The organism is Fibrobacter sp. UWB16, from assembly GCF_900215325.1.
Classification (GTDB): domain Bacteria; phylum Fibrobacterota; class Fibrobacteria; order Fibrobacterales; family Fibrobacteraceae; genus Fibrobacter.
Window position 1 is genome coordinate 1,282,874 of record NZ_OCMS01000001.1, and the last position, 26,731, is coordinate 1,309,604.

The 26,731-nt window shown below is 47.9% G+C and carries 19 protein-coding genes; 2 read left to right on the forward strand and 17 right to left on the reverse strand.

Features of this window, described 5'->3' with window-relative positions:
• Positions 1-34: 34 nt before the first annotated feature.
• The 6 genes from CRN95_RS05245 to CRN95_RS05270 form a co-directional block, all read right to left on the reverse strand.
• Positions 35-1,786, reverse strand: a complete 1,752-nt coding sequence (locus tag CRN95_RS05245; protein ID WP_097020269.1) for an FISUMP domain-containing protein — start codon at positions 1,784-1,786, stop codon at positions 35-37.
• Between the two features lie 8 nt (positions 1,787-1,794).
• Positions 1,795-2,625, reverse strand: a complete 831-nt coding sequence (locus CRN95_RS05250; protein WP_088631144.1) for a TIGR02147 family protein — start codon at positions 2,623-2,625, stop codon at positions 1,795-1,797.
• Between the two features lie 399 nt (positions 2,626-3,024).
• Complete coding sequence (locus CRN95_RS05255) at positions 3,025-4,815, reverse strand: FISUMP domain-containing protein (RefSeq protein WP_088631143.1); 1,791 nt, start codon at positions 4,813-4,815, stop codon at positions 3,025-3,027.
• A 9-nt stretch (positions 4,816-4,824) separates the two neighbouring features.
• A complete protein-coding gene (locus CRN95_RS05260; RefSeq protein WP_088631142.1) occupies positions 4,825-5,658 on the reverse strand; it encodes a TIGR02147 family protein in 834 nt (277 codons plus the stop codon).
• 315 nt (positions 5,659-5,973) lie between these two features.
• Positions 5,974-7,896 carry an FISUMP domain-containing protein gene (locus CRN95_RS05265; RefSeq protein ID WP_088631141.1) on the reverse strand — a complete coding sequence of 641 codons (1,923 nt, stop codon included), beginning with the start codon at positions 7,894-7,896 and terminating at the stop codon, positions 5,974-5,976.
• A 9-nt stretch (positions 7,897-7,905) separates the two neighbouring features.
• A complete protein-coding gene (locus CRN95_RS05270) occupies positions 7,906-8,736 on the reverse strand; it encodes a TIGR02147 family protein (protein ID WP_088631140.1) in 831 nt (276 codons plus the stop codon).
• A 203-nt stretch (positions 8,737-8,939) separates the two neighbouring features.
• Between CRN95_RS05270 and CRN95_RS05275 the strand changes: the two genes are divergently transcribed.
• A complete protein-coding gene (locus tag CRN95_RS05275) occupies positions 8,940-9,989 on the forward strand; it encodes a GSCFA domain-containing protein (RefSeq protein WP_088631139.1) in 1,050 nt (349 codons plus the stop codon).
• 256 nt (positions 9,990-10,245) lie between these two features.
• On the opposite strand, the gene CRN95_RS05280 is transcribed toward CRN95_RS05275, so the two are convergent.
• From CRN95_RS05280 to CRN95_RS05330, 11 genes are all read right to left on the reverse strand, one after another.
• The gene (locus CRN95_RS05280) at positions 10,246-12,168 is read right to left on the reverse strand and encodes an FISUMP domain-containing protein (protein ID WP_088631138.1); all 1,923 of its coding nucleotides are present in this window, start codon (positions 12,166-12,168) and stop codon (positions 10,246-10,248) included.
• A 13-nt stretch (positions 12,169-12,181) separates the two neighbouring features.
• Positions 12,182-13,012, reverse strand: coding sequence for a TIGR02147 family protein (locus CRN95_RS05285; RefSeq protein WP_088631137.1), 831 nt, complete (start codon positions 13,010-13,012; stop codon positions 12,182-12,184).
• 534 nt (positions 13,013-13,546) lie between these two features.
• Positions 13,547-15,082 (reverse strand): DEAD/DEAH box helicase, encoded by a 1,536-nt coding sequence (locus CRN95_RS05290; protein WP_088631136.1) that lies wholly within the window; start codon positions 15,080-15,082, stop codon positions 13,547-13,549.
• A gap of 44 nt (positions 15,083-15,126) precedes the next feature.
• Positions 15,127-16,152, reverse strand: a complete 1,026-nt coding sequence (locus CRN95_RS05295) for a GGDEF domain-containing protein (protein ID WP_235002886.1) — start codon at positions 16,150-16,152, stop codon at positions 15,127-15,129.
• A 237-nt stretch (positions 16,153-16,389) separates the two neighbouring features.
• Entirely contained in the window at positions 16,390-17,076 is a 687-nt protein-coding gene (locus CRN95_RS05300) for a methionine ABC transporter permease (protein WP_073423734.1), read from the reverse strand.
• The gene (locus CRN95_RS05305; protein WP_014545774.1) at positions 17,073-17,882 is read right to left on the reverse strand and encodes a methionine ABC transporter ATP-binding protein; all 810 of its coding nucleotides are present in this window, start codon (positions 17,880-17,882) and stop codon (positions 17,073-17,075) included. The genes CRN95_RS05300 and CRN95_RS05305 overlap by 4 nt, the downstream gene beginning before the upstream one ends.
• Before the next feature lie 9 nt (positions 17,883-17,891).
• Complete coding sequence (locus CRN95_RS05310) at positions 17,892-18,686, reverse strand: MetQ/NlpA family ABC transporter substrate-binding protein (protein WP_088631134.1); 795 nt, start codon at positions 18,684-18,686, stop codon at positions 17,892-17,894.
• Positions 18,687-18,802: 116 nt separating this feature from the next.
• Positions 18,803-19,252 (reverse strand): zinc ribbon domain-containing protein, encoded by a 450-nt coding sequence (locus CRN95_RS05315; RefSeq protein WP_088631133.1) that lies wholly within the window; start codon positions 19,250-19,252, stop codon positions 18,803-18,805.
• A 234-nt stretch (positions 19,253-19,486) separates the two neighbouring features.
• Positions 19,487-22,135 carry an alanine--tRNA ligase gene (alaS, locus tag CRN95_RS05320; RefSeq protein WP_088631132.1) on the reverse strand — a complete coding sequence of 883 codons (2,649 nt, stop codon included), beginning with the start codon at positions 22,133-22,135 and terminating at the stop codon, positions 19,487-19,489.
• Between the two features lie 128 nt (positions 22,136-22,263).
• Positions 22,264-22,749 carry a hypothetical protein gene (locus tag CRN95_RS05325; protein ID WP_088631131.1) on the reverse strand — a complete coding sequence of 162 codons (486 nt, stop codon included), beginning with the start codon at positions 22,747-22,749 and terminating at the stop codon, positions 22,264-22,266.
• Between the two features lie 178 nt (positions 22,750-22,927).
• Entirely contained in the window at positions 22,928-24,001 is a 1,074-nt protein-coding gene (locus tag CRN95_RS05330) for a family 16 glycosylhydrolase (RefSeq protein ID WP_088631130.1), read from the reverse strand.
• A 369-nt stretch (positions 24,002-24,370) separates the two neighbouring features.
• Between CRN95_RS05330 and pflB the strand changes: the two genes are divergently transcribed.
• A complete protein-coding gene (gene pflB, locus CRN95_RS05335; protein ID WP_088631129.1) occupies positions 24,371-26,626 on the forward strand; it encodes a formate C-acetyltransferase in 2,256 nt (751 codons plus the stop codon).
• Positions 26,627-26,731 lie beyond the last annotated feature (105 nt).

Genomic DNA, 26,731 nt, shown 5'->3' on the forward strand with positions numbered 1-26,731 from the left:
AACAACAACCCAAGCACTATTAGAGGGAGCAAATTCAATTTTTAACGCAACGGATCGAGAAATCTTGCATATAGAAGCCTTCCAGCACAGTCCAACTCACAAAATTTATTCCAAGCAATGTGTATTTGCCATCACCGTCCCGCGTCAAAGAGGGGTATGTTTCTACGGCCAAATCACCAAAACCGATTTGTGTCAAATTCCGCCCCATCCGACCATCTACACGGCAGATTTCACCGCACGACTCACGCACAAAGTCAAACAATTCATTCCATTCCTCGCCTTGCGGGATATGCCATCCGTCCGGACATAGGCCTTGATAATACCCGTTCGCCGTTTCAACAGAATCAACATAGGTAGCAAGCTTTGACGACCCGAAATATCCATCATCAAAATCAATAACATAACGGCAAACCAAAGTGTCCAAAACGTCCGCAGGTTGTTCCAGCCCCGTAAGGCAATCACTATAAAAAACAAGTGCTTGATTCGGATCCAGGCCCAAAACGTCTTCAACATTTTCATAACGAACCCAAGTGTTCCAATACGCAGAATCAAGCGTGTTGCGATATTCCAGAAAATCACGGTCACCCCCTTGATCGCGGGCAACTTCAGCAGAATCATACCCCACAGCAGGGACAATTCGTTCATCGCTGTAATTCAGATTTTCGGCCATCCAAGTCATCGGTTTTCCATTTATATTATACGTAACCGTACGGTAAGTTTTTCCGTCACGCGGATCCGTCATCGACCCCGTTTCGTAATCCACCTGTTCAGCAATCTTGTATCTATAAGTCTTACGCCACTGTTTAGCGTTGCAAGTCAAAACGGCCCAGCGCTCATAATCGATATCGATTTCCAAAGAGCGGCCATCATTACCGTCATCGCATTTACCGAGTCCATTTATGCCGGCCATCAACTGAGTCAAATATTCTTTTTCGCCTTCATTTTGGGCATAGACAAATTCAAAATCCAAGCGCCACGAGAATGTATTTTTCACGGAGTCGTTCGCTGCGAAAGATCCAGTCTGAGCAAAGGTTTTAAAAGAAGCCAAAGGCGTTTCCGAGTCACCCCAACCAACGACAAGCGAGCTCAAGTAGCGCAACGCCATCTGCTTGTAATCATCTTCCCAATAGTCAAGTTTGTCAAAATCAAATGTCGCATCAAAAAGACCAACAGCATCTAAAACCTCACGGTCGGCCTGTTGTTTTGCAGCGACAAAGCTCATCCCTTGCTTCACCAAGTACCGCACGCGAATCGCTTCGAGATAGGTCATCATGTTGATGCCGACATTTTTCGTTTCGCGCAGGTCCACAATAGCACTATACAGCACATCGTCATCAAACGACCAAGTACCATCCCACTCCCAATAAGCATTTTCTTGCCATGGAGAGAGTTCAAGCAAGACATACGGACTATGGACTGTCACGCTATCAAAACGGAACATCCCAGACGTATCCGTGCAGCGCGTCATATAAGAAGCACCAGTTGTATCCAAAGTAACAGAATCAAGTTCAGACATTCTTATTACGGATCCCAATTCGACATCGCTAATCAAGGCAAGAGGAGTACCACCAACAGAATCGGCAGCCAAGCGCACAGCCATCACATTCACGGATATATTTTTAAGCAGTGCAGTTTCTTCCGTGGAGCCACCATCATGCGCAAGCGGAGACCGATCAAGATCTTCGGAACAGCTCGAAAGAAACAAGAGAAGAAGCAGCGCTACAATCAGGCAAAACGCCGCTTCTACAAAATCACGCCACAGCGTGTTTTGATCTGATTTTTTCATATATCCTCCTAACCCTTTTTAACACTCTTTTTTGTCATCGGGAAAAACTGCACATTCAAACGGTAGACTTCATCCGTTTCATCATCGCGTGTTGCAATCGCAATAATTTTTTTGCGGAAGGCAGCAATTTCCTGAACAATTTCATCGTAAGCGCGACGCGTAACACCAAGCGTAAGGCCCGAAAAATGGCGCTCATCTTGCGAAACGCCTTCAATAGCATCAAGTGCAAACTCGCCCATCTGGCGGTGCATCCCGCGAACAGCCAAAGGAGTCACATCCATCGGCCCCGTCGTTATAGACTTTTCCGTCTGTACGTAATTTCCATTTTCATCTTTTTGCAAAAAATTCGACTTGAGCAAAAAATTCAGCGATTCGCTGACTTCGGCAGCCGTGACTTCCGGACGGCAGGCTTTAGCAAGGGCAAGCGGCTTTGCGCCAGGCATGGCAGGGGCGAGTTCACGGAGCACTGGATTTTTCCAGCTTTCAAAATAACGGAAGGAATCGCCTTCGATAATCCTCACCTTGTGAATATCAGCGATAGCGAGCATTTTATTAAAAATGGCTTTTTTCTCTTCATCCTTTTTTGCGTGGTCGAACTTAACCATTTCGCAAAAATAATCGAGCTCATAATTTTCAAGCCCCATTGCAGAAGCCACACGGGCAGCAGCATCTTCACTGAGATTGAAACGGCCTTCGCTTACATATTTAAGATAAACCGGCGACGAGAAACCCGCCGCACGCGTAAGCACTTGCCAGGTAAACGCAGATTTCGCCTTCTTTTCGGCGTAATAATCCGCTATATACTGGCGGTAGTTCGTGTATTCCAACACGTCCTTCATTCATCCTCCCAAAAAACACCCTTTACTTTTGTACGCCCGTATTGTTGTACGATATAAATATAAATGAATTTTTCGTAAATTCTTTAAAATCACGATAAAAAAGTGTTGTTTTCGTTGTAATTTTACAAATTTCTTTGATTTTTAGGAAATTTCATGAAATTTTATGATACATATAAATTAATTATCATCTAAACAAGATTTCACTGGATCCCTCGGGCTAACGCCCTCGGGATGACGAGGGGCAAGCCTCGGGATGACGAGATACAAGCCTCGGGATGACGAGGGGCAAGCCTTAAATGACGAGAGGCAGATTCAGGATGACGAGATATAACAAGAAAGGCGGGCCGAAGCCCGCCTTCCCTTTCCTCCTAACAAATATTTTTATTGCGTCTTGAATGCTTATTTCTTGATGCAGCGGACAGCGGCAGAAGTATTCGGTGCATAAGGGCTATTGTCATACCCCTCACTTTCTATTCTTTTCACAAAGACATGCATATCCGCCAACCCTAAACTAAAGCCAATGGGTTTCCAATTGAAAATCTCCAGTTTATACAAAGGCACATCCGCTAAAACAAACTCGTTAGTGTACCCAAAGGTTATGAAATACACAAGACGAAGTTCTTCCTCAATGCTAGCCTGAACCCAGCCATTCAAACCAAATCCCGTCGCAACAGCATCATAAAGCGCCGGCAAAACGTCATTTTGATCAACACCATATCGTTCACCCATATTTCGCAACAACGTTTGCCAATCTTCAAATGTCGGGATTCTCCACCCATCCGGGCAAACGCCCTGATACGCATTATGATTAGACGGTGTGATATAATCTGTATAATTCCAAGTCCAAGTTTTTTCAGAATTTTCTTCAGACGAATCCGACTTTGCAAAATACGTTGTATCCCCTAGAGCATCAACGGAATACACCTTCACATCATCGTCTCCAATATTCATTGCGGCTTTCCACTGATATTCATGCCCATACACACCACAATCCGCACTTCTAGAATCTTCCTTGCGGTAGCAGTCGATACTTCCAGACAAATTCGCTCTTAACGAACTATCAACGCTCAAAGATGTGGTATCCACAAAATCAAGATTTTCAGCCATCCATGTTTGCGAGACATCGCCCCAATTATACGTCACCGTCTTATAAGTTTTTCCATCTCGATTATCCGTCATAGAACCCATGGTATGTTCAATCGTTTTAAATCCCAAGGTCCACTTAGAGGAGCGGCAAACCACAGACACCTTACCATGAGCGACGTCAATTTCAGCGACCGCATTTTCACGAGCATCCGTGCACTTGCCAAGGTCATTCAATCGAGCCAAATAGCCAACCTTATAGTCTATCATTTTTTTCGAATTCAAATAATATTGTTCTCGAATTTCACCTCGTCCGACAAATAATTTCGGCGGCACGGCATAAACGAGCATAGGATCCATTCCTCGAAGATCTTTAAGCACATCTTTTTCGCACATTCGAATCAGTTCATTCACATAAGCCAATTCAGAATTTCCGTCTTTTAAATTTTCAAATCCACCGAAATCTTCATATATACCAAGATTTTCAAGGATTTCGCGCTCCGCCATTTCGCCCGCCTCCGCAAAGGATTTTCCTTCAGCGAAATACTTTTGCAACAACGGCATCTTGGAAGTAGTGAGAGAGCTTACACTTACTTTTTTCACATCTCTCAAATCCACAATAGCCTTCAACTCCTGCGAATACATACGACGGTCACGTGAACTATCTACCATGCTTGCCGGCCTAGACGCATTACGCCCATAGAAAGCTCCACGTTCTCGACAATCTTCTACATAGCACGAATCCAAAGTTTCAATCAGCACATATGGGCTATTTAGAGCCAACGACTCAAATGCAAAACGACCACTATCATTATCAACGGTATCTACAAAAGAACGGCCCGTTTTTTCAAGCGTCAACGAATCCAATTCATAAACAGAAACAACCGTCCCCTTAGCAGCAAACACAGAACCATCGTTCTTCAAAGAATCCTCCGATCCGTTCTCGTCCGCTGTCGACCTCAGCAACGCAGGATACACATCGCCCACGCGACCAGCCAAGGAGTACACGCACGTTTCTTCTTCAGTACCACCAGCAACATCATTATCAGAGCAAGCCGTCCAAAGGAGCGCCATCAGCGCAGCCGAAGTAATTTTGTTGAAATTCATGATATCCTCCTAACCTTTTTTATTTAAATGTTTATTCGTCATCGGAAAGAACTGCATATTCAAGCGATACACTTCTTCCGTTGCATCATCTTCTCTCGCGATTGCAACGATGCGTTTGCGGCACTCGGCAATTTCCTGAACGATTTTTTCGTAGGCTTTGCGCGTGATGCCAAGTGTAAGGCCCGAAAAATGGCGTTCATCCTGAGATACGCCTTCGATAGCCTCGAGCGCGAATTCGCCCATTTGCCGATGGAGCGAACGAACCGCTACCGGTGTCGCCTGCAGGGGACCCGTCGTCACGGATTTTTCGGTCTGTACATAATTTCCATCCTTGCCCTTTTGCAATAAATTCGCCTTAACCAAAAAGCTTAGCGACTCCGTCACTTCAGCAGCAGTAATTTCTGGACGGCAGGCACGGGCAAGAGCAAGGGGCTTTGCGCCCGGCATCGAAGGTGCCAGTTCACGGAGCACCGGATTTTTCCAGTCTTCGAAAAAGCGGTAAGAATCGGCCTCTATGATTTTCACCTTGTGCGCAGCAGCGATCGCAAGCATCTTGTTGAAGAAAAACTTTTTTTCTTCATCCGTCTTGGCGTGGTCAAAGCGGACCATTTCACAGAAATAATCCCGCTCGTATTCCACAAGGGACATTGCTGAAGCAACGCGGAGCGCAGCTTCTTCGCTCAAGTTGAACCGGCCTTCGCTCACGTACTTCAGGTAAACGGGCGAAGAAAAGCCAGCCTTCTCAGCAAACATCTGCCAGGTAAATGCGGACTTAGCTTTTCTATCGGCGTAATAGTCCACAATATACTGCCGATAGCTAGTGTATTCTAGCACATCTCTCATGTTTCCTCCTAACAAACGGCTTTACGATTCCACACATTGCGAATAAAGCATAAACCGTTTCACGGTTCAAATATACATTCAATTTCTAAAAAGTCAATAGTTTTTACAATATAAAATCTAATTTTTTATCAAATTTTAGCGTTTTATAAAAATTTAATTAAAAAATCAATCATTTTTCACAATATAAAACAGTCTAGTAAAAAAACAAGAAGGTGATCCCGGCACAAGGCCGGGATGACACAGCACAAAAAGAAGGCGGGGCGAACCCCGTCTTCCCTTTCCTCCTAACCAATAATTGTATTACGTTTTGACTATTTATTCTTTTATGCAGCGCACAGCACCCATCATATAAGGAGCATAAGGATCGTTCCACAAGAACGGAAGATCCGGGCCTCGCCCTCGATTTTCCGGATGTTCCAGATAATCCTCATAGACATCCAAAGGATATCTCAGATCTCCCATTTCAATGCCCAAGCTTTCGCCCTTCATGAAATACTCGAAGACCTCAAAAACATACATTGGAATATCAGCGACGAGGAAATTGTTATAAAACCCTGAATTCACCCCAACACGGACACGATCTGAGTCATACAATTTAATGGCAACATTATTTTTCAAACCAAAACCAGTCGCCGCCTCGTCATACAGAACAATTGTTCCGACACCATCAAAGCCATACGCTTTACTCATATTTTTCAGCAAAGCTTTCCAATCGTTAAACGTCGGCATTCTCCATCCATCCGGGCAGACTCCTTTATACGCACTTTGATTAATCTGCGTAGCATAATCTGCATAGTTCCATGTCCAATATTTAAAATACGGCAAACTTCCCATATGTTCTTCAGGATAGTACAGCGTATCGCACGCGTTTCTGATACTATCATAAGGATAATTCCAATCATTCAAAAATCCATCGACGCACTTCTTTTCGACATATGTCGTATCTCCCAAAGAATCAACCGTATACGTCCTAGCATCATCATAATTAACATTCATCGCAGCACGCCACTGATACGCAAGCCCGTAAACATCGCAGTTTTCGTTATCACGCGCCGAGCGATAGCACGACACACTTCCTCGCAGATTAGCCTTCAACGCACTATCCGCACTCAACGAAGTCGTATCGGCGTAATTGAGATTTTCCGCCATCCAGGTTTGCGAGCCATCACCCCAATTATACGTTACGGTCTTATAGCTTTTGCCGTCACGATCATCCACCATAGTTCCATTCGTGTGCTCAATCGTTTTAAAACCAATAGTCCAATTACCAGAGCGGCACACCACAGACGCATATTTATGTTCATATGCCCCAGCCTTAACCCTACCTTCAGTATTTTCACGAGATTCATCGCACCTTCCTAAGCCATCTTTTTTAGCCATATAATTCGTCTTATATTGCATCATTTTCATGGAATTCAAATAAAACTGTTCCACGACAGGTTCTCGAATAGAGAAAGCCTTTGGCGATGCAAAATAGAGCATTACATCAGTAAAGAGAAAATCAATACGCAGATCCCAATCATCCAAACGAGCCAATTCATTAACAAAAGGTAATTCGGAACCCTCCTGATCCATAGTTTCAAAAGCCCCAAGATCACTATATATACCGAAGTCCTCAAGAATTTTGCGTTCCGCCATCCGGTTCGCTTCATCAAAAGACTTTCCTTCTGCAATAAATTCACGTAACAACGGAATCTTCACACTTGTCAATGTGCTAACGTTTAATTTTTTCACTTGTCGTAAATCTACAATAGCACTCAACGTGAGCGGATACTTATCCCCTCTTGTACTATCAACGGCCTTTCCTGCACGACGTCCATAGAAAATTCCTCGCTCTCCGCAGTTCTCATAATAACAGGAGTCACGAGTTTCAATCAACACATATGGACTATTCAAAGCAAGATCTTTAAATTCAAAGCGACCATCATCGTTGTCGACAGTATCAACAAAAGAACGACCCGTCGTATCGAAAGTCAAAGAATCCAATTCATAAACAGTGACAACCGTTCCCTTAGCAGCAAATATAGATCCTTCATATTCTAAAGAATCGCTTGATGTTTTTTCCGAATCCGTAACCTTCACCAATTTCGGATAGATGTCGCCAACCATCCCAGCCAAGGCATAGACGCCCTGTTCTTCTTCGGCTCCACCCATCGCGCTAACAGACTTGTTATCATCGGAGCAAGCCACAAAAAGGAGCGCCATCAGCGCAGCCAAAGTAATTTTGTTGAAATTCATAGTTTCCTCCTAGTCCTTTTTAACACTCTTTTTTGTCATCGGGAAGAACTGCACGTTCAGACGGTAGACTTCTTCCGTTGCAGTTTCACTTGTCGCAATCGCAATGATGTCCTTGCGAAATTCGGCAATCCTCTGCACGATTTTTTCGTACGCTTCACGAGTGATACCAAGTGTAAGACCCGAGAAATGGCGTTCATCTTGCGGGACGCCTTCAATTGCGTCGAGTGCAAACTCGCCCATTTGGCGGTGCAATCCGCGAACGGCAAGCGGAGTGAATTCCATCGGACCAGTCGTCACGACTTTGTCGGTTTGGGCGTAGTTCCCGTCTTTGTCTTTTTGAAGCAAATTTGCCTTGACCAAAAAACTCAGCGACTCAGAAATTTCAGCTGCCGAAACTTCAGGGCGGCAAGCATGCGCCATTGCCAAAGGCTTTGCACCCGGCATCGCAGGGGCGAGTTCACGGAGCACCGGATTTTTCCAATCTTCAAAAAAGCGGAAGGATTCTCCATCGACGATTTTCGCCTTGCGGGATTCCGCGATTGAGACCATCTTGCTAAACGCGGCGCGTTTTTCGCTATCGTTCTTCGCATGGTCAAACTTGACCATCTCGACAAAGAACTCGCGTTCGTAATCAGCAAGACACATTGCCTGCGCCGTGCGAGTTGCAGCATCTTCGCTCAAGTTAAAGCGGCCCTCGCTCACATATTTAAGATAGACCGGCGAAGAGAATCCCGCCGTTTTGGCAAACTCCTGCCAAGAAAATGCAGTCTTCGCCTTTCGATCGGCATAGTAATCTGCAATATACTGGCGGTAGTCCGTATATTCAAGTATTTCTTTCATTTTTCCTCCTAACCAACGACCCATTCGCTAACGATCGTTTGTTGTTACTTTAAATATAGCTCATACATTTTCAAAAATCAATAGTTTTACAATATATTTTATTGATTTTTACGATAAATTTAAAGATTTCAATAACAATTATAAAAATTACATAATTTCACAATATAAAGAATATTGTAGTTTTATCCTACTATATTTACTTCATGGACTTTTTTACGAAAATCGATATTCCGGCTGCTGATTGGCAGATTGACTACAATTCTAGGCTCGCATTTTTCGGATCTTGCTTTGCCGACAACATCTCGGCACAGTTTGCATCGCGAAAATTCAACGTTTTAGCAAATCCGTTCGGGACGGTTTACAATCCGCTTTCAGCGGCGATGCAGATTAAAGCGATTGCAAACGGGAAAATTTTTGGAGAGGCGGACGTTTTCCAGGACATGCGATTGGGCGTTTCGGAGAGCCGCAACGAGATTCGCGGCCCTTGGCATTGCTGGAACGCACACGGCTCGCTCTCGGCAGCAACTCGTGAAGAATGTATTGCAAAATTGAACGCAGCCACGCAAGAAGCTCGAGAGTTTTTGCAGAAAGCCGACGTCGTGTTTATCACGCTCGGAACCGCGTTCGTGTACTTTTTGAAGGAGAGCGGCATCGCCGTTTCGAATTGCCACAGGCAAAATCCAAACCTGTTTATTCGCAAGATGATTTCTGTAGACCACGCCACCGAAGCGCTGAAAAGCATCGTGCGGGATTTACTGAAGTTAAAAAATGACCGAATCATTCCGCCTTCGGCTCGCAATGACGAGCAAGGCAAGAATCGCGAATTTCACATTGTCTTTACGGTTTCGCCGTTACGGCATTTAAGCGATGGCGCACACGAGAACACGCTATCGAAAGCGACTTTGCAACTTGCGATAGAGAAGGTCATCAGAGAAATCGTCACAGAGTCTGCGACGACCATCAGTTATTTCCCGAGTTACGAGATCGTGATGGACGAGCTGCGCGACTACCGTTTTTACGATGATGACATGATTCATTTGTCAAAGACGGCGGAAGGCTACATTTTCGAGCGCATGGCAGAAACTTACTGCGACGGGAAAACGCTTGAAGACATCAAGCAGGTCGAAAAGTTCTTGAAAAGCGCGAACCACCGCATACAAGATGTTAATTCGCCCGCCACGGCGGCGTTCTTGCAAAAGATGCACTCCGAAGCCCAAAAACTCGAAAGACAAATCGAAGGGCTGAAATTATAACGCAGAGGAGATTCCGGCTCAAGGCTGGAATGACAAAGGAGCCGAGAGATGCAGGAACACGCTTGCATGTTCCTATATCCGAGGCGAACGAGTCATGCACGAAGTGCAATGACAACGCAAAGCGAGAGTTGACTGGATCCTTCGTCGCTTCGCGACTCTGGATGACGTAAAAAAGAAGGCGGGCCGAAGCCCGCCCTCCTCCTTTCCTCCTAACAAAAAACAGAAAGTGAGAGAGAGAATTTTACAGTGAACTTTATTAGTCCTTGATGCAACGGACAAAATACGGATCAAAGACATAGTAGTAAGAATCCGCAGGCCAATAGCTATAACTCATCCTATCGCCAATTAGGACTCCGCTCGCGCCAGCAAAAGGACCATCCTGAAAATCAGGAGCCACAATATAGGAACGAATCGGAGCCACAATCATCCAATCACCATCTCCATGGTATGGGTGTAAATCGTCCTTCATCCCAAACCCGAAACCGACTTCATCGGCAAGGACCGCGCCCACTCTAGCCGTATCCACTCCATACTGTTCCACTATATACTGACGCAGGGTTTCCCAATCGCTTTTATTCGGAATTCGCCAGCCATCGGGGCAAATTCCCTGATAAGACGAAGAATTAAATTCAGGAATCAGCTCCGCATAGTTCCAGTTCCACGCACCCAAGCCACCATTTTCTTCAAATATGGCAGCGCAGTACCCCGTGCCAGCAGCGTCCCACCACAAATTTCCTAAGCATTCTTCTTCTGGCGAACTACAGGAAATCGCATGCCAAGCGGCTTCGCTGTCGGCCATCACCTTATACGAATACATACACGTATCCGGCATATAGGCCGTATCACTCGAAGAATCGACTGCCAAGAACCGCACCGATTCCTTGTCAAGATTCATCGCGGCTTCCCAACGGTACTCGCGGCTACTAGCTTCGCAGCTCGAATTTCTTTCATATGTCCTGCGTTCCGATTCCTTTTTATCAAAGCAAACCGAGCGTTCAAGCAAATCCGCCTTGAGAGAATCTCCCGATGCAGAAATCGCTCCCGTATAATCCAAATCTTCCGCCATCCACGTTTGCGTTTTTCCATTGATATCGTACGTGACGGTTTTATAAACCTTTCCATCGCGAGCATCGACAAGTTCACCCGTCGTATACTCGATTGACTTATAACCAGGCACCCATTCACCCGAACGGCACACGATCATCGAGGAATTATATTCATATTGGTTCAGTTCAAACATTTCTCCTTCATTTTTCTCTGTACACTGGGCGTGTCCCATTTTCTTCGCCCAATAGCCAAGCTTGTATTTCAGCATCTTTATCGTATTCCAATACATCTGTTCCTTACCTTCAGACGCGTAAACCTTAGGAGGAACATTCCAATATTGTTCAATCAGCATTTCCAGATTATCGTGATTAGGAACCACATTCGTATCTAGCCCTGCATATTCCTGGACCAGTTGTCTTACAAATGCAAGTTCCTCATTTTCTGCACTGTCGAGGCTTTCAAAGCGGCCCAGTTTCTTATATATTCCATAATTTTCAAGAACCAGACGTTCGGCCTCCACATTCGCCTCGTCAAACGAACTTCCCGAAGCGACAAGCCCTCGAACTACAGGACTTTTCATGTGAGTCAAAATATTGATACTGACATTTTCCGATTTACGCAGATCAATAACAGCACTCAACATTCTTGAATACTCAATTTGATCGTAATCATCACTAAAGTAGATATCACTCCGGTAATATTTCAGTTCTTCTCGACCACACTCTATACTACCGCAAGATTCCAGCACGGACACTAACACATACGGACTATGGAAGGCAATGTTTTCAAAAGAGAATTTACCGTCATCGCTCAAAACGGTATCTATAACGTAGTTACCGGTCGTATCAAGCGTTACGGAATCCAGCTCGAACAATGTGACAACAGAGCCCTTCTTTACAGTAACATCGTTTTCGGCACTCCAGGAAATTTCCTGTCCGCTACTAGTCCTCGCCGACAACATACTCGGATAAACATTTCCAATACGGCCCGCCATGGCATAGACGCCAGTCTCTTCGACGGTGCCACCGGCAACATTGTTTCCTGAATCCGTTTCCGAGCACGCTGCAAACATAAAGGCGAGCAGCATCGCCATTTTGCAGACAAACTGTCCGCTAAATTTTGAGTAATTCATGATTCCTCCAACTCTATTTTTTTAATTCTTGTTTTTGCGTCAGCGGGAAAAGCTGCATGTTCAGGCGATAGACTTCGTCTGTAGCGGCGTTTTTCCGAGCAATGGCGATAACTTTTTTACGGCAATCGGCAATTTCTTGCACGATTTCATCGTAGCCTTCTTTAGTGATACCGAATGTAACACCCGAGAAATTTCGCTTGTCCTGAGCGACACCTTCAATCGCCTCAAGCGCGAGTTCGCCCATTTGGCGGTGCATCGTGCGGACAGCCAAAGGCGTTACCCCCATGGGGCCCGTTGTCAAGGACTTTTCCGTTTGTACGTAATTGCCTTCGTCATCTTTTTTCAGGAATCCGCCTTTGACGAGGAAGTTCAGCACATCGCTGACTTCGGCAGCGGTAATTTCTGGGCGGCAGGCATGAGCTAGAGCAAGCGGTTTTGCGCCAGGCATTGATGGAGCGAGTTCACGAATGACCGGATTTTTCCAGCTTTCGAAAAAGCGGAAAGCATCGCCTTCCAAGATTTTAGCCTTGTGGGCGTCCGCAATTGCAAGCATTTTGCTGAAAGCGGCCTTCTTTTCTGTGTCCGTCTTGGCGTGGTCAAACTTGACCATTTCGGTGAAATATTCGCGTTCGTAATCGAACAAGCGCATGGCATCTGCCACGCGAGCGGCCGCCGAATCGCTCAAATTGAAGCGGCCTTCGCTCACGTATTTTAGATAAACACGCGAAGAAAAACCTGCTTCGTTCGCGAACTCCTGCCAAGTAAACGCAGATTTCGCCTTTTTATCGGCATAGTAATCTGCAATATACTGGCGATAGCTCGTATATTCCAGGATTTCTCTCATTTTTCCTCCTTTATTTTGAATTGGAGATTTTACCCGTCCAAATCACTCTCGAAGCCAAATATACAACAAAAATTTAAAAACAGCAATAGTCTACAACACAAAATAGTGATTTTTGTTAAAATTATTGTGATTTTACAGATTATTATAAAATTTTAATCATTTTCCACAACACAAAAGTATTGTAGATTTTTTTTCAATAGGGAATGGCGATCCCGGAACGGAGTCCGGGATGACAACGCAAAAGGAGACGCCCGCTCACTTCGACTGCGCTCAGCACAGGCTCCGACGGGCATGACAATACGATGGAATGGCGATTCCGGCACCCCGGAACACGTCCGGGGCAGGCTCAAGCCGGGATGACAATGTAAAGGGAGATGCCCTCCCCATACGCGGATCACGACTACAAAGCAGCAAAACTGCAAGTAGTCAAAGAGATCAAGTCGGGCATGGCAATACGATGGAATGGCGATCCCGGCACAAGGCCGGGATGACAATGTAAAGGAAATGCGCGGGCGTTGCGCCCGCAGCGATATTTTAATGCTGTTGGGATTGCGATTCGCGCATGCGGCGGCGAGCACGGGAACCCGGGCGGTTACGGCGATGACGGCGACCGCCGTTCTGCGGATTCGGGGTGTTGTCGGCAGGAGCGTTCTGCGCGTTCACATTCTGGGCGGAATTGCGAGATTCATTGCGAGAGTCCTGTTCGTGATTGCGCGGAGCATTGTTACGCTGAAGATTTTCATCATTTGCATTACGGGCATTCTCGCGATTTTCATTGCGGTTGTCCTTGCGACCGCGAGGACCGCGATTATCCTTATGCGAACCTTGTTTATTGCGAGTTTTCGCAGCGCAGGCCTGAGCTTCTTCGCGCGACATGCGACCGCGAGAATTGCGCATCATGCTTTCGGCAGTTTCTTTTTGCGGAGGCGGGAGCTTCTCGTAAATGCTCTGATCGCCTTCCGGGATTTTCACACGAGTAAGCTTTTCAATCCCGCGCAAATCGGATTCTTCGTCCGGAGAACAGAACGAAATAGCAACGCCTTCCTTCCCTGCACGGGCCGTACGGCCAATGCGATGCACGAACGTTTCGTGTTCATTCGGCAAGTCGTAATTGAATACATGGCTCACATCGTCCACGTCAATGCCACGTGCAGCAATGTCTGTAGCCACAAGTACTCGAATTTGTTCGCACTTAAAATTTCCGAGAGCTTCTTGACGACGGTTCTGGCTCTTGTTCCCGTGAATGGCGGCACACTTGATGCCGGCCTTTTCGAGAACGCGCACAATTTTATCGGCACCATGCTTTGTACGACAGAAGACAAGCACCTTTTTCATTTCAGGGTGTTCTGCCAAGAGTTCCTTGAGGAGAGCCCCCTTGCGGCGCTTGTCAATGCGGTAAAGTTCCTGACGGATGCGTTCAATCGGAGTGCTCTGCGGCGCAACTTCAACACGCACCGGATTCGGGCGCAAAATCGTCGCGGCAAGTTTCGAAATTTCTTCCGGCATCGTAGCACTAAAGAACAAATTCTGTCGGTCTTGCGGGAGCATCGCGACGACCTTGCGGATATCATGGATAAAGCCCATGTCCAGCATGCGGTCTGCTTCGTCAAGCACAAAGAATTCAAGCTTCTTGAGCGACACGGCCTTTTGACCAATTAAATCCAACAAACGTCCTGGGGTAGCGACAAGCACATCGACACCACGAATAAGCTTTTGCTTTTGCGGATTGTCGTTCACGCCACCAAAAATGCACGCCGTCGAAATCGCCGTGAACTGCGCATAATCCTTGAAGCAGTCTTCCACCTGGATGGCAAGCTCACGTGTCGGCAACAAAATCAAAGCACGGCAAGTTTTGGGAGAACGGAACTTCCCGGAATCCAAAAGTCGCTGCAAAATCGGGAGAGCAAAAGCAGCCGTCTTACCGGTTCCCGTCTGAGCAATTCCCAAGAGATCCTTGCCTTCGAGAAGGCTCGGGATGGAACGTTCTTGAATCGGGGTCGGGGTTTCGTAACCAACAGCGCGGACAGCCCGCTGCAATGGATTTGCCAAAGGAAGTTCTTCAAATTTCATACTGCGCAAAGATAGAAAAAGAGAGGCTTATACCTCTCGAACAGTCAGCGCTTACGGCGATTCATTTCGGCATGAGCGGCATAGAACGCTTCTTTATCCTCGTACATGCGCTCATCAACAGCGTTAATAAAGGCATCCGCACTTTCGTTCTTCATGTCGAACTTGTGGAAGCCAACAGAAATAAAAAGTTTGTAGGGTTTGTCAGTTTCTTTATTGAATTTATCAAAAGAGTGGCGGATTCGAGCAAGGCAATTTTCTATTGCAACGTCATCTTGAGTATTCAACAAAATAATAAATTCATCGCCCGCATAGCGAACTACGCTACCTGCGTTACCCACCGCCGATTTCAGGATTCGGGCCGTTATCACCAATGCATCGTCACCCACCGCATGGCCTAATTCATCGTTGATACGCTTGAACCCATTCAAGTCAATCATGATACCCGTAATGTTCAACTTCGTCCGGTCCGTAAGTTTGTCCAACAGATAATTCAAATAGGAACGGTTAAAAAGACCTGTCAGCTGGTCATGGTAAATCATTTCGTTCTGGAGACTCGCAAGCACGCCCGCAATCGAGACGGCGATACTCGTCGGAATCACAGAAATTCCATAATAAAGCGACTGCACCACACCACCGATGAGAATCGGCGCGAGATAAACCCAAATCGGGAAAAACTTGAGGATGCCGCCCTTTGAGCGCGCCTTGATATAAACCACAACGCTATAAACGACAAAAAAGTAATCTACCACTAAGAAGAAAGCGTACAGATCAGTTCTCGAATAAAGGTTGTTCTCGTCGATAGAAAATACAATCGGCGTAAAGATATTTATCAAGAGCAAAGTAATGCCAACGGCAACAATTGAGTCGAGCACAATTCTAGAACGGCGCGGGATTCCACCATTCAAATGGAACGAAAGGAATCGCACCCAGAAAAAGCTTGCAAGCATATTCGCCGCAAAAAGCCACGTACTCGTCGCATAAACGGCAATCTTTGGAACAAGGCCGGGCACGCCCTTCATCGAATAAGAAATCGGGTCGGCTATGCAGCTCGTGAGAGCAAGGAACATCATCAATAGCAAATTCCGGTCCGCACGGCTGCGCGTCTGGAAACGCCATAAATTACAAACAATCATGACAGCAATCAGAACTATCCCGATTACGTTTGTAACATAAATGCTTTCTAGATTAAATAACGGCTCCATATTTCCAACCTGCTCCCTAATTATACATTATAATTAGGCAATCTTGGCAATAAGGGTTCCGCAGAAAAACGCTTTTTGCAACAAAAAAAAAGAAGTTTCAAGAAATTATTTAGGACTTTTCTGGCGTCCAAAACTCCCGATAGGGTATTTCACCACCAAAGTTGCCGCCTTGTTGCCGAGGAACTGGATAACCTCCACCATCGCAATGATGATAACGACCGATTCGATCATTACGTCAGTACGGAAACGCTGGTAGCCATAACGGATGGCTAGATCACCAAGACCTCCCCCGCCGATTGCCCCCGCCATCGCCGAATAGCCAATCAGCGTGATTATAGTCAAAGTAACACCAGAAATAATCGATGGAAGCGCTTCGGGAATCAACACTTTTCGCACCACCTGACGTTTGGATGCGCCCATGGCAACAGCCGCCTGGATTACGCCCTTGTCCACCTCGTTCAACGCCGTTTCGGTCAAGCGCGCAATAAAAGGAGCCGCCGCAATGGATAGCGGAATAATCGTAGCCTCAGTTCCAATCGCCGTACCCAACACCACACGGGAAAGCGGGAACAGCACAATCATCAAAATCACGAACGGGAACGAACGTAGCACATTCACGATACGGCTAATTAATTGATACGGAATAATTTTGGGAGCGATACCGCGCGGGGATGTGACAAATAAGAAAATTCCAAGAGGAAATCCGAGAAGAATCGCGAACAACGTCGAAAAGAAAACCATGACGACAGTTTCCCAAGTCGATTGCAAAACCAGTTCTGTTATAGGACTCATCTTTTGTTCACCTCGTAACCTTGAGCCTGCAAATAAGCGATAGCGGAATCCACTGTGATTTCTTCGCGACGGATGTTCGACAAAAATTCACGAGTGATTTCGTGCCTGGGTGAACGGAAAACATCCGACACCGCCCCCGTCTCGATAACGTAACCTTTGTCTACAACAGCGACATATTGGCAAGCATCGCGCACCACTTCCATCTGGTGCGTAATCATCACCACTGTGAGATTCATTCCTGCGTGGATTTTCTTAATCAAGTCCAGAATTTCGTGAGTCGTCTGCGGGTCGAGCGCACTCGTCGCTTCGTCGCAAAAAAGAATGTTCGGCCGCGGCGCCAAGGCACGTGCAATCGCCACGCGCTGTTTTTGACCACCCGAAAGTGTTGTAATCGGCGACTTCTCGCGGTCTTCAAGGCCCACAAGCGCAAGCATCTCTTTGACGCGAGCGTCGATATCGCGGCGGTTCCAGCCTGCAAGTTCCAGCGGGAACGCCACATTCTTGCCTGCCGTGCGAGAACTGAACAAATTAAAATTCTGGAAAATCATTCCGATTTCGAGCCTACGGCGGTTCAGCTCTTTTTTTGGCAAATGGTCCACACGAACGCCATCGTAATAGACCTCACCCCTATCGGGAGTTTCCAACAAACTCGCAAGCCGCAACAGCGAAGATTTGCCAGCCCCGCTCTTGCCGATAATGCCGATGATGGAATTATCAGGAAAATCAAGGGAAACATCCTTGACTGCCGTGACGCTTGCGCGTTTTGTCGTGTATGTTTTATTGAGATGTTCGAGCCTAAGCTGCATTGACGCAATCTAAAAAACGGGAACCACTTCGCCCTTGGTGTACTTGCCCTTAATCCAATTCTTGACCTTTTCGCTCTTGAGGGCGTTCACCAAGGCCTGAATCTTTGCAGACTTCTCGTTACCCGCCTTGACCGCAATAACATTCACGTAAGGCGAACTCGCATTTTCAACAAACAAACCATGAGACGATGCATTAAGACCTGCCGGAATCGCATAGTTGCCGTTGATGGCGGCCGCATCCACATCCTGCAAAATGCGCGGGAGCGAAGCAGCCTCCAGTTCCTTGAACTTCAGCTTTTTCGGATTCTCGGTAATATCAATGGGAGTTGCAGTGATGCCAGACTTTGGATCAAGCTTAATAAGGCCAGCAGCCTGCAACAAAAGCAAGGCGCGCCCTTCGTTGGTCGGGTCGTTCGGAATCGCAATCGTTGCACCTTTCTTCAAATCTGCAAGCGATTTGACCTTTTTCTTGGAATTCTTCGACGGATAAAGTGCGAAAGGTTCCACATGAATGCCGCCCGCATTCACAAGATGCGTTCCCTTTTCTTTATTGAAACTTTCGAGGTAAGGCAAATGCTGGAAGTAATTGGCATCTAATTCGCCAGATTCCAGCGCCTCGTTCGGAGTCACGTAATCTGTGAACTCAACAACCTTGAGTTCATAGCCCGCCTTGGCAAGGTCATCCTTAACCAAGTTCAAGATGGAAGCATGCGGCTCCGGAGTCGCACCAACCTTGATGACTTCGGCAGAAAACGTAGCAATAGCGGCAAAAGCAACAGACAAAATAATCTTACTGATATTCATTTTTACTCTCCTATTTTTTTTCGCACAAAAGATAGGATTAGCAAGAGTTATCAGCAAGATATATTTAACTATAGCGTTTTATAGGATTTTTCTATACGTATTTTGTGCAAAACGCTTTACGCTTGTTTCCAATGCTTTAGTTGCGAGAGGTGTTTGTCGAAAAAGGCGCGGCGTTCTGCATCGGGAGTATTGTCGGGATTGGGCATGTGCGAAAGCAGAAAATCGAGGAGGACCGACTTGTCGTTGTAAACAAACTTACCGTCGGTATAGCACCACTTGCAATAATCTTCGTTGAATTCGCCGTTCAGTTCACGGCTGATCATGGAATCTTCGCTGAGAGGCATTCCGCAGCATTGGCAGAAGAGTTGGCGCGGAGCGCCGAGTAACGTGTTGATGGACACGTCGAATTCACGGGAGATGACTTTGAGCATTTCGGTATTCGGCTGGGTTTCGCCAGTTTCCCAGCGGCTCACAGCTTGGCGCGTTACATGCAAGCGTTCGGCCATCTGGTCCTGGGTCAGGTTTTGATTCGAGCGCAACTTAAGCAAAACTTCTCGTACTTCCATAATATTCTCCTTTTGCAAATAAAATATTTTTTATCGTTTATCATTTCTTTTGACGAGTATAATATAGAACCAAGCTATAACAAAAGCAAGCAACAGGTTGTTGCTTTTTTACGAGAGATGCGCAACCGAGAAACGCGCCCCCCCCCAGGTCCACAAACAAAAAAAAGGCGCCACGCATAAATGCGAGGAACACCTTTTATAGGAGGAGATTCCCGCTCGGAGGCGGGAATGACATTATGCACCGAGCTTTGCTCTAATCCAGTTGTTAGCGTTAGCGATAGCTTCGGCAATCTTTTCCGGTTCGCGGGTACCAGCCTGAGCGCGGTCCGGACGGCCACCGCCCTTACCGTTGCAAGCCTTAGCGAGATCCTTGACGATGTCGCCAGCCTTGATGCCCTTGGCCTGAACGTTCTTGCCAACCATCACGGCGATGCTACCGGAACCATTGTCCTTGTTCGCAATCACAGCAACGCTATCGACGTCAAGCTTGTTCTGAACGCCGTCGAGCAAGTTCTTGTACTTTTCATCCGGCAAGGAGAGTTCGCGAACGTAGAGGTTCACGCCCATCACGTTGATGCCACCGTTCAAGAGTTCGGCAGCGGCGAGCGTTGCGAGTTCAAGCTTCACGGACTGGAGGCTCTTTTCGAGGTTCTGCGTCTTGGCAAACGTCTGCTGAATGCGGTCGAGAACTTCGGCATCCTTGCAGCGGAGCTGTTCACGGAGAGCCGTGAGGATCTGCGTACCAGCACGGAGGAGGCTCAAGGCGCCACGGCCAGAAACGGCTTCGATACGGCGCACGCCTGCGGACACGCTAGATTCAGAAACGATCTTCACCATGCCGATGTTACCGGTGTTCTGCACATGCAAGCCACCGCAAAGTTCGCGGGAGAATTCGACGCCAGCGTCACCCATTTTCACGACGCGGACCTTGTCGCCATACTTTTCGCCGAACAGAGCCATAGCACCGCTAGCCTTAGCTTCATCGACGTCCATCACGTCGGTGTGAACCGGCAAGCATTCCATGATCTTGGCGTTCACGATGTCTTCGACCTTCTGGATTTCTTCAGTGGTCATGGCGTTGAAGTGGCTGAAGTCGAAGCGGAGGAGTTCGTTCGAAACGAAGCTACCCTGCTGCTGCACGTGAGTACCAAGCACTTCACGGAGAGCGGCTTGGAGCAAGTGCGTTGCGGAGTGGTTCTTGCGGATGTCAGCGCGACGATCGTTATCGACAGTAGCCATGAACACGGCGCCCATCGTTTTTTCGTTAGCATCGCCCTTCACAACCTTACCACGGCAGAGAGCAGTATCGTTCACCTTCACGGTGTCGAACACCTGGATTTCGAGGTCGGCAGAAACGAGCGTTCCCTTGTCACCAACCTGGCCACCCATTTCGGCGTAGAACGGAGAGGTTTCGAGGACGATGGAGAGCACGCCCTTGTCTTCGCGCCAGCGGACAACCTTCGTTTCGCAAGCGGAGAGTTCATAACCGACAAAGTTTGTGCTAGCTTCGCTGTACTGCGTCCAGCCTTCGGTACCCATCGTGTTGATGCCCTGCTTCATGTTAGCGCGGGCGCGTTCCTTCTGTTCATTCATGCACTTTTCATAGCCTTCTTCATCAATGAGGAGGCCCTTTTCTTCGGCGAGAATGCCAGTGAGGTCCGGCGGGAATCCATAAGTATCATAGAGCAAGAACACCTTGTCGCCCGGAATCTTGTCGCCCTTCTTGAGTTCGGCAGAGATAGCGGCGAAGCGTTCGAGACCAGCGTCGAGCGTACGGATAAAGCTTTCTTCTTCGCTCTTAATCACGCTAGCAACAAATTCCTTGCGTTCACGGATTTCCGGGAAGGCATCGCCCATCGTGTCGGCGAGCACCTGAACGAGCTGGCAAATGAACGGCTTCTTCTGACCGAGGAGGCGGGCAAAGCGGCTAGCACGGCGGAGGATGCGGCGGAGCACGTAGCCACGGCCTTCGTTAGACGGGAGAGCGCCATCAGCAATTGCAAACGAAATAGCGCGGATGTGGTCGGCAATCACGCGGTGCGGGGTGCCGGCTTCGCCATCGTTGTACGGAACGCCAGAGAGTTCAGCGATCTTTGCGATAATCGGGGTGAACACGTCGGTATCGTAGTTGCTGGTCTTGCCCTGAAGAATAGCGCAGATACGTTCGAAACCCATACCGGTATCGACGTTCTTGGCCTTGAGCGGAATGAGGGAGCCGTCGCTCACGCGTTCATACTGCATGAACACGTTATTCCAAATTTCAATGTAGCGGTCGTTTTCGCCGTTCACGCCCTTGATCGGGTCCTTGAACGTTTCGGCCTGCGTAGCGAGGTCGCCGCGATCGTAATGGATTTCGGAGCAAGGACCGCACGGACCGGTGTCGCCCATTTCCCAGAAGTTGGAGTGTGCATCAAAACGCATGATGCGGTCATCCGGAAGACCGGACACGTCCTTCCAAATCTGCCAGGCTTCGTCATCATCCTGATAGACAGTTGCGAACAGGCGTTCCTTCGGGAGTTTCCACACTTCGGTCAAGAGTTCCCAGGCCCAAGAAATAGCTTCCTTCTTATAATAGTCACCGAAGCTCCAGTTGCCGAGCATTTCGAAGAAGGTGTGGTGGTAGTTGTCGCGGCCCACGACGTCGAGGTCGTTGTGCTTGCCGGACACGCGGAGACACTTCTGGCTGTTGCATACGCGCTTCCAACCCTTCGGATTGTCGCCAAGGAAAATTGCCTTGAACTGGTTCATGCCCGCGTTCGTGAACATGAGCGTCGGGTCGTCATGCGGAACCACCGGCGAAGAACGCACAAAGAGGTGGCCCTTGGATTCGAAGAACTTGATAAAGGATTCGCGCACTTGCGCAGAAGTCATTTTTTCGGACATAGCTATTCCTTTGATTTTTTACGGCGACAAATTTAGAAAAAAAAGGAGATGCCCGCACGGAGGCGGGCATGACAATGTACCAATAACTAATAGCTAATGACCAATGACTAACGACTATCGACCAACTACTAGTACAGTTTTTTCATGTCGGTGAGGTGGCCTTCTTTTTCGTGGAAGAGCGTGAGCGAGCCTCCCTGAATCTTCTGGAAAATCTTGGTGAGCTTTTCAACGGCGATAGCCTCTTCAAAGCCGACTTCGTTATAAGCGGTTTCGCCAATCACGATGCCCACGTTCATCATATCCGGGGCCTTGCGGCGCAAGTAATTCAAGAATTCCTCATCGCTATTGAGCACGTCTGTCGGCGTGAGCTTTTCAAATTCCGACGGATCACGCGTACTTGCGTGCAGTGGGAACATGTCGTCGCCCACGATCTGTTTCGAATTCAAATAGAAAACATTTCCGACATACAAACTAATAGAATCATTCAGAACCTGACGCACTTCAATCAGCACATCGCTTGTAATCGAAGCCTCCTGAATGTCAAGCTTAGAAGGGGCGCAAGCCATAAAAGCAAGCGAAATTGCGGCAAGAGCCGTAAGGAAAAATTTTTTCATGATTACCTCTTTTTAAACCAATATACAATCATTTACATTTCAAGAAAAGCAAAAAATGTTTTATAAAAAAAGGGATATTCCCTCCCGGAACGGGGTCCGGGATGACAAGTGGCGGGAATGACATACAAAAAAGCCCCCCAGATTTCTCCGGGAGGCTTGTTTCTATACACCAAACTTTTTATTCGGCTTCGTAGTCCATGATGAGGCGGCAAACACCGTTTTCAACGATGACGTTGTCTTCACGGAGCATCACGCGTTCCATTTCCCAGTTACCGCGGCTCCAATGGTCGTAGTTAAGATCTTCGCCATCGAAATCGTCCTGCCAGAGCATCGTAAAGCCCTTGGTAGCTTCATCGTAAGAGTAAACGCGGACATAGTCAATCTGCTGTTCGACCGGGAGGCCAACACCGCCATCCCACTTACCCGTCCAGGCAGAGCTCTTGGAGGCCCAGAGGTTAAAGCGGAGAGACTGTTCCTTAGTCAAGAACTTCACTTGGTCTGCGTCAGCATGGGTACCACGGCTCATGCCAAGCGTATCGCGGCGAACTTCGACGCTGTCGATTTCCCAGGAAACGTATTCCGGAGTCCAAACGATTGCGTAAAGGTGGAAGTCCTGCGTAGCATCGAAGCCAAATTCATGAAGCGGCTTGCTTTCAGAAGCGGTCGTAGCCTTGATCGTGGGATCGGCTTCACGAGTGATGATATTGGACTGCCACTTGTCAGCAGCCTTGCCCAAAACTTCAATATCAATTTCGTTCCACGGTTCATCTTCCTTGAGCCAGGAGTTATCATAATAGACGAACATGGAGCTCACGGTGCCAGAAAGGGCAGCCATCTTCATGCGAGCTTCGAAACGGCCATACTTGAACTGGTCAAGGCCAGTAAGTTCAGCGCCGTAGAAGGAGTACTTCTTAGTCGGATCGAGAGCGGTCAGCTTCGGCACTACATAAGTGAACTGAGAAGCGCCATTCGAGCTGGAAGAAACACCCGGGAGGGCATCCACAGAGCTTGAGGACACGCCCGGAAGAGCTTCGACAGAGCTAGAAGAAAGTTCCGGAAGGACGACCGAACTCGAGGACAAGTCACCAACCGGCAACACAGAGCTCGAAGACAAATCAGTCGGAGGGAGCTGGGCTTCGGAACTAGAAGACACCGTTGCATTTGTGCTCGGCGGAGCAGCGAAATTTGTATCTTCATCAGAGCATGCAGCAAGGAAAGCCACAGCAACCATCGGAATAAGAATCTTTTTCATTGTTGACCTCTTAATTTCTTTAACTATAAGATAGTTTTTGATTTTCCCTAGCGTACACCTAGCGACAGCATTTTTAAAGTCAACTGTATCGATTGTATTTTACACATTTTTGAAACACTTTTACATAAAAAACCGACTTTTTCAAAAATTAGCCATGTAACATTCTCGTAAGCATTTTGCAAAGTCACTTCAGATTGAAAAGCCTCATTTTATACCTTGCCTGCCCCTTTTTTAATATGTATATTGCGTTTTACAAAAAAAATCGATAGAAAAAAGCACAATTTCGGGCCCACCTTTTTCTACAAGGCTTAAAAGTTAAACAACTTTTTAATTGTATTGACAGCCGGGTTCGAGACAAAAGAGGTTACTATGCAGGAAGCATGGACAGGCTTTAAAGGCGGTCGCTGGCAGGAAGAAATTAACGTCCGCGACTTTATCCAGAAAAACTATACTCCCTACGATGGCGACAAGTCGTTTTTGCAGGGACCGACTGAAGCTACGAACAAGCTCTGGGCAGAACTCCAGGAACTACAGAAGAGAGAAATTGCAAAGGGTGGCGTCCTCGACATGGACACAGACGTTGTCTCCACTCTCACAAGCCATCAGGCAGGCTACATTTCCGAAGAAACCAAGGATCTCGAAAAGATCGTAGGTCTCCAGACCGACAAGCCGCTCAAGCGCGCATTCATGCCGTTCGGCGGCATCAAGATGGCTGAAGAATCTTGCAAGAACTACGGTTACACGCCGAGCGAAGAACTTCACCGCATCTTTACGGAATTCCACAAGACCCACAACCAGGGCGTTTTCGACGCTTACACGCCGGCAATGCGTATGGCCCGCAAGGCCCACATCATTACGGGTCTTCCGGATACTTACGGCCGTGGCCGTATCGTCGGTGACTACCGCCGCGTCGCCCTTTACGGTATCGACTACCTCATCGCCCAGAAGAAGGCCGACAAGGCTCTGACCGACGAAACGGATATGCGCGAACACGTGATCCGCCAGCGCGAAGAACTCGCCGAACAGATCAAGGCCCTCGAAGGCATGAAGGTCATGGCCAAGATTTACGGCTACGACATTTCCAAGCCGGCAACGAACGCCCGCGAAGCCGTGCAGTGGCTCTATTTCGGTTACCTCGCTGCCATCAAGACGCAGAACGGTGCCGCCATGAGCGTCGGCCGCGTTTCGACCTTCCTCGACATTTACATGACCCGTGACTTGCAGAACGGCGTCATCAACGAAACCGAAGCTCAGGAAATCATCGACCATTTCGTGATGAAGCTTCGTATGGTCAAGTTCGCCCGTATCACCAGCTACAACGAACTCTTCAGTGGTGACCCGGTGTGGGCTACGCTCGAAGTTGCTGGCCTCGGCCAGGATGGTCGCCATCAGGTGACCAAGAACGACTACCGCTTCTTGCACACGCTCGTGAACATGGGTCCGTCTCCGGAACCGAACCTCACGATTCTCTACAGCCCGCGCCTCCCGGCAAGCTTCAAGAAGTTCGCTGCAGAAATCTCCGTGAAGACCAGCGCCATCCAGTACGAAAACGATGACACGATGCGTCCGATCTGGGGCGACGACTACAGCATCTGCTGCTGCGTTTCTGCAACTCAGACCGGTAAGGAAATGCAGTTCTTCGGCGCTCGTGCAAACCTCGCCAAGACACTCCTCTACGCCATCAACGGTGGTAAGGATGAATGCCTCGTGAAGGGTACGCAGGTTGGCCCGGAATATCCGCCGATCACCAGCGAATACCTCAACTACGACGAAGTCGTCCACAAGTTTGGACTCTACATGGACTGGATTGCTCACTTGTACGTGAACACGCTCAACTTGATCCACTACATGCACGACAAGTACTACTACGAAGCTGCCGAAATGGCCCTCATCGACACCAACGTCCGTCGTACGTTTGCTACGGGTATCGCAGGCTTCAGCCACGTTGTCGACTCCCTTTCTGCAATCAAGTACGCTAAGGTCAAGGTCATCCGTGACCCGGCTACGGGCCTTGCCGAAGACTTCCAGATCGAAGGCGACTTCCCGCGTTATGGAAACGACGACGATCGCGCAGACAGCATCGCTGTTTGGCTCCTCAAGACGTTCATGGCTAAGATCAAGCAGACTCCGACTTACCGTGACTCAGAACCGACCACTTCCATCCTTACCATCACGAGTAACGTTGTTTACGGTAAGGCTACGGGTGCACTCCCGGATGGCCGTAAGCAGGGCGAACCGTTCTCTCCGGGTGCAAGCCCGAGCTACGGTGCCGAAAAGAACGGTCTCTTGGCATCTCTCAACTCTGTTGCCAAGATTCCGTACGAATACGCTCTCGACGGTATCAGCAACACGCAGACCATCAACCCGGATGCACTCGGCCATGACGACGAAGAACGTGCCAACAAGCTCGTGCAGGTTCTCGACGGTTACTTCGGCCAGAGCAGCCACCACTTGAACGTGAACGTGTTCGGTGTCGAAAAGCTCAAGGACGCTATGGAACATCCGGAGAAGGAAGAATACCAGAACTTCACGATCCGCGTTTCTGGCTACGCCGTGCGCTTCATCAAGCTCACTCGCGAACAGCAGCTCGACGTGATTGCCCGCCAGGCACACGGCGTGCTTTAATCGGCTTACAAATTAAGCGAAAAGGTTCCCGAAAGGGGACCTTTTTTGTTTTTGTAAAATTGCTACGGAAAATTGTTGCGAGAAAATGTTGCGGGAAAGTCCGCA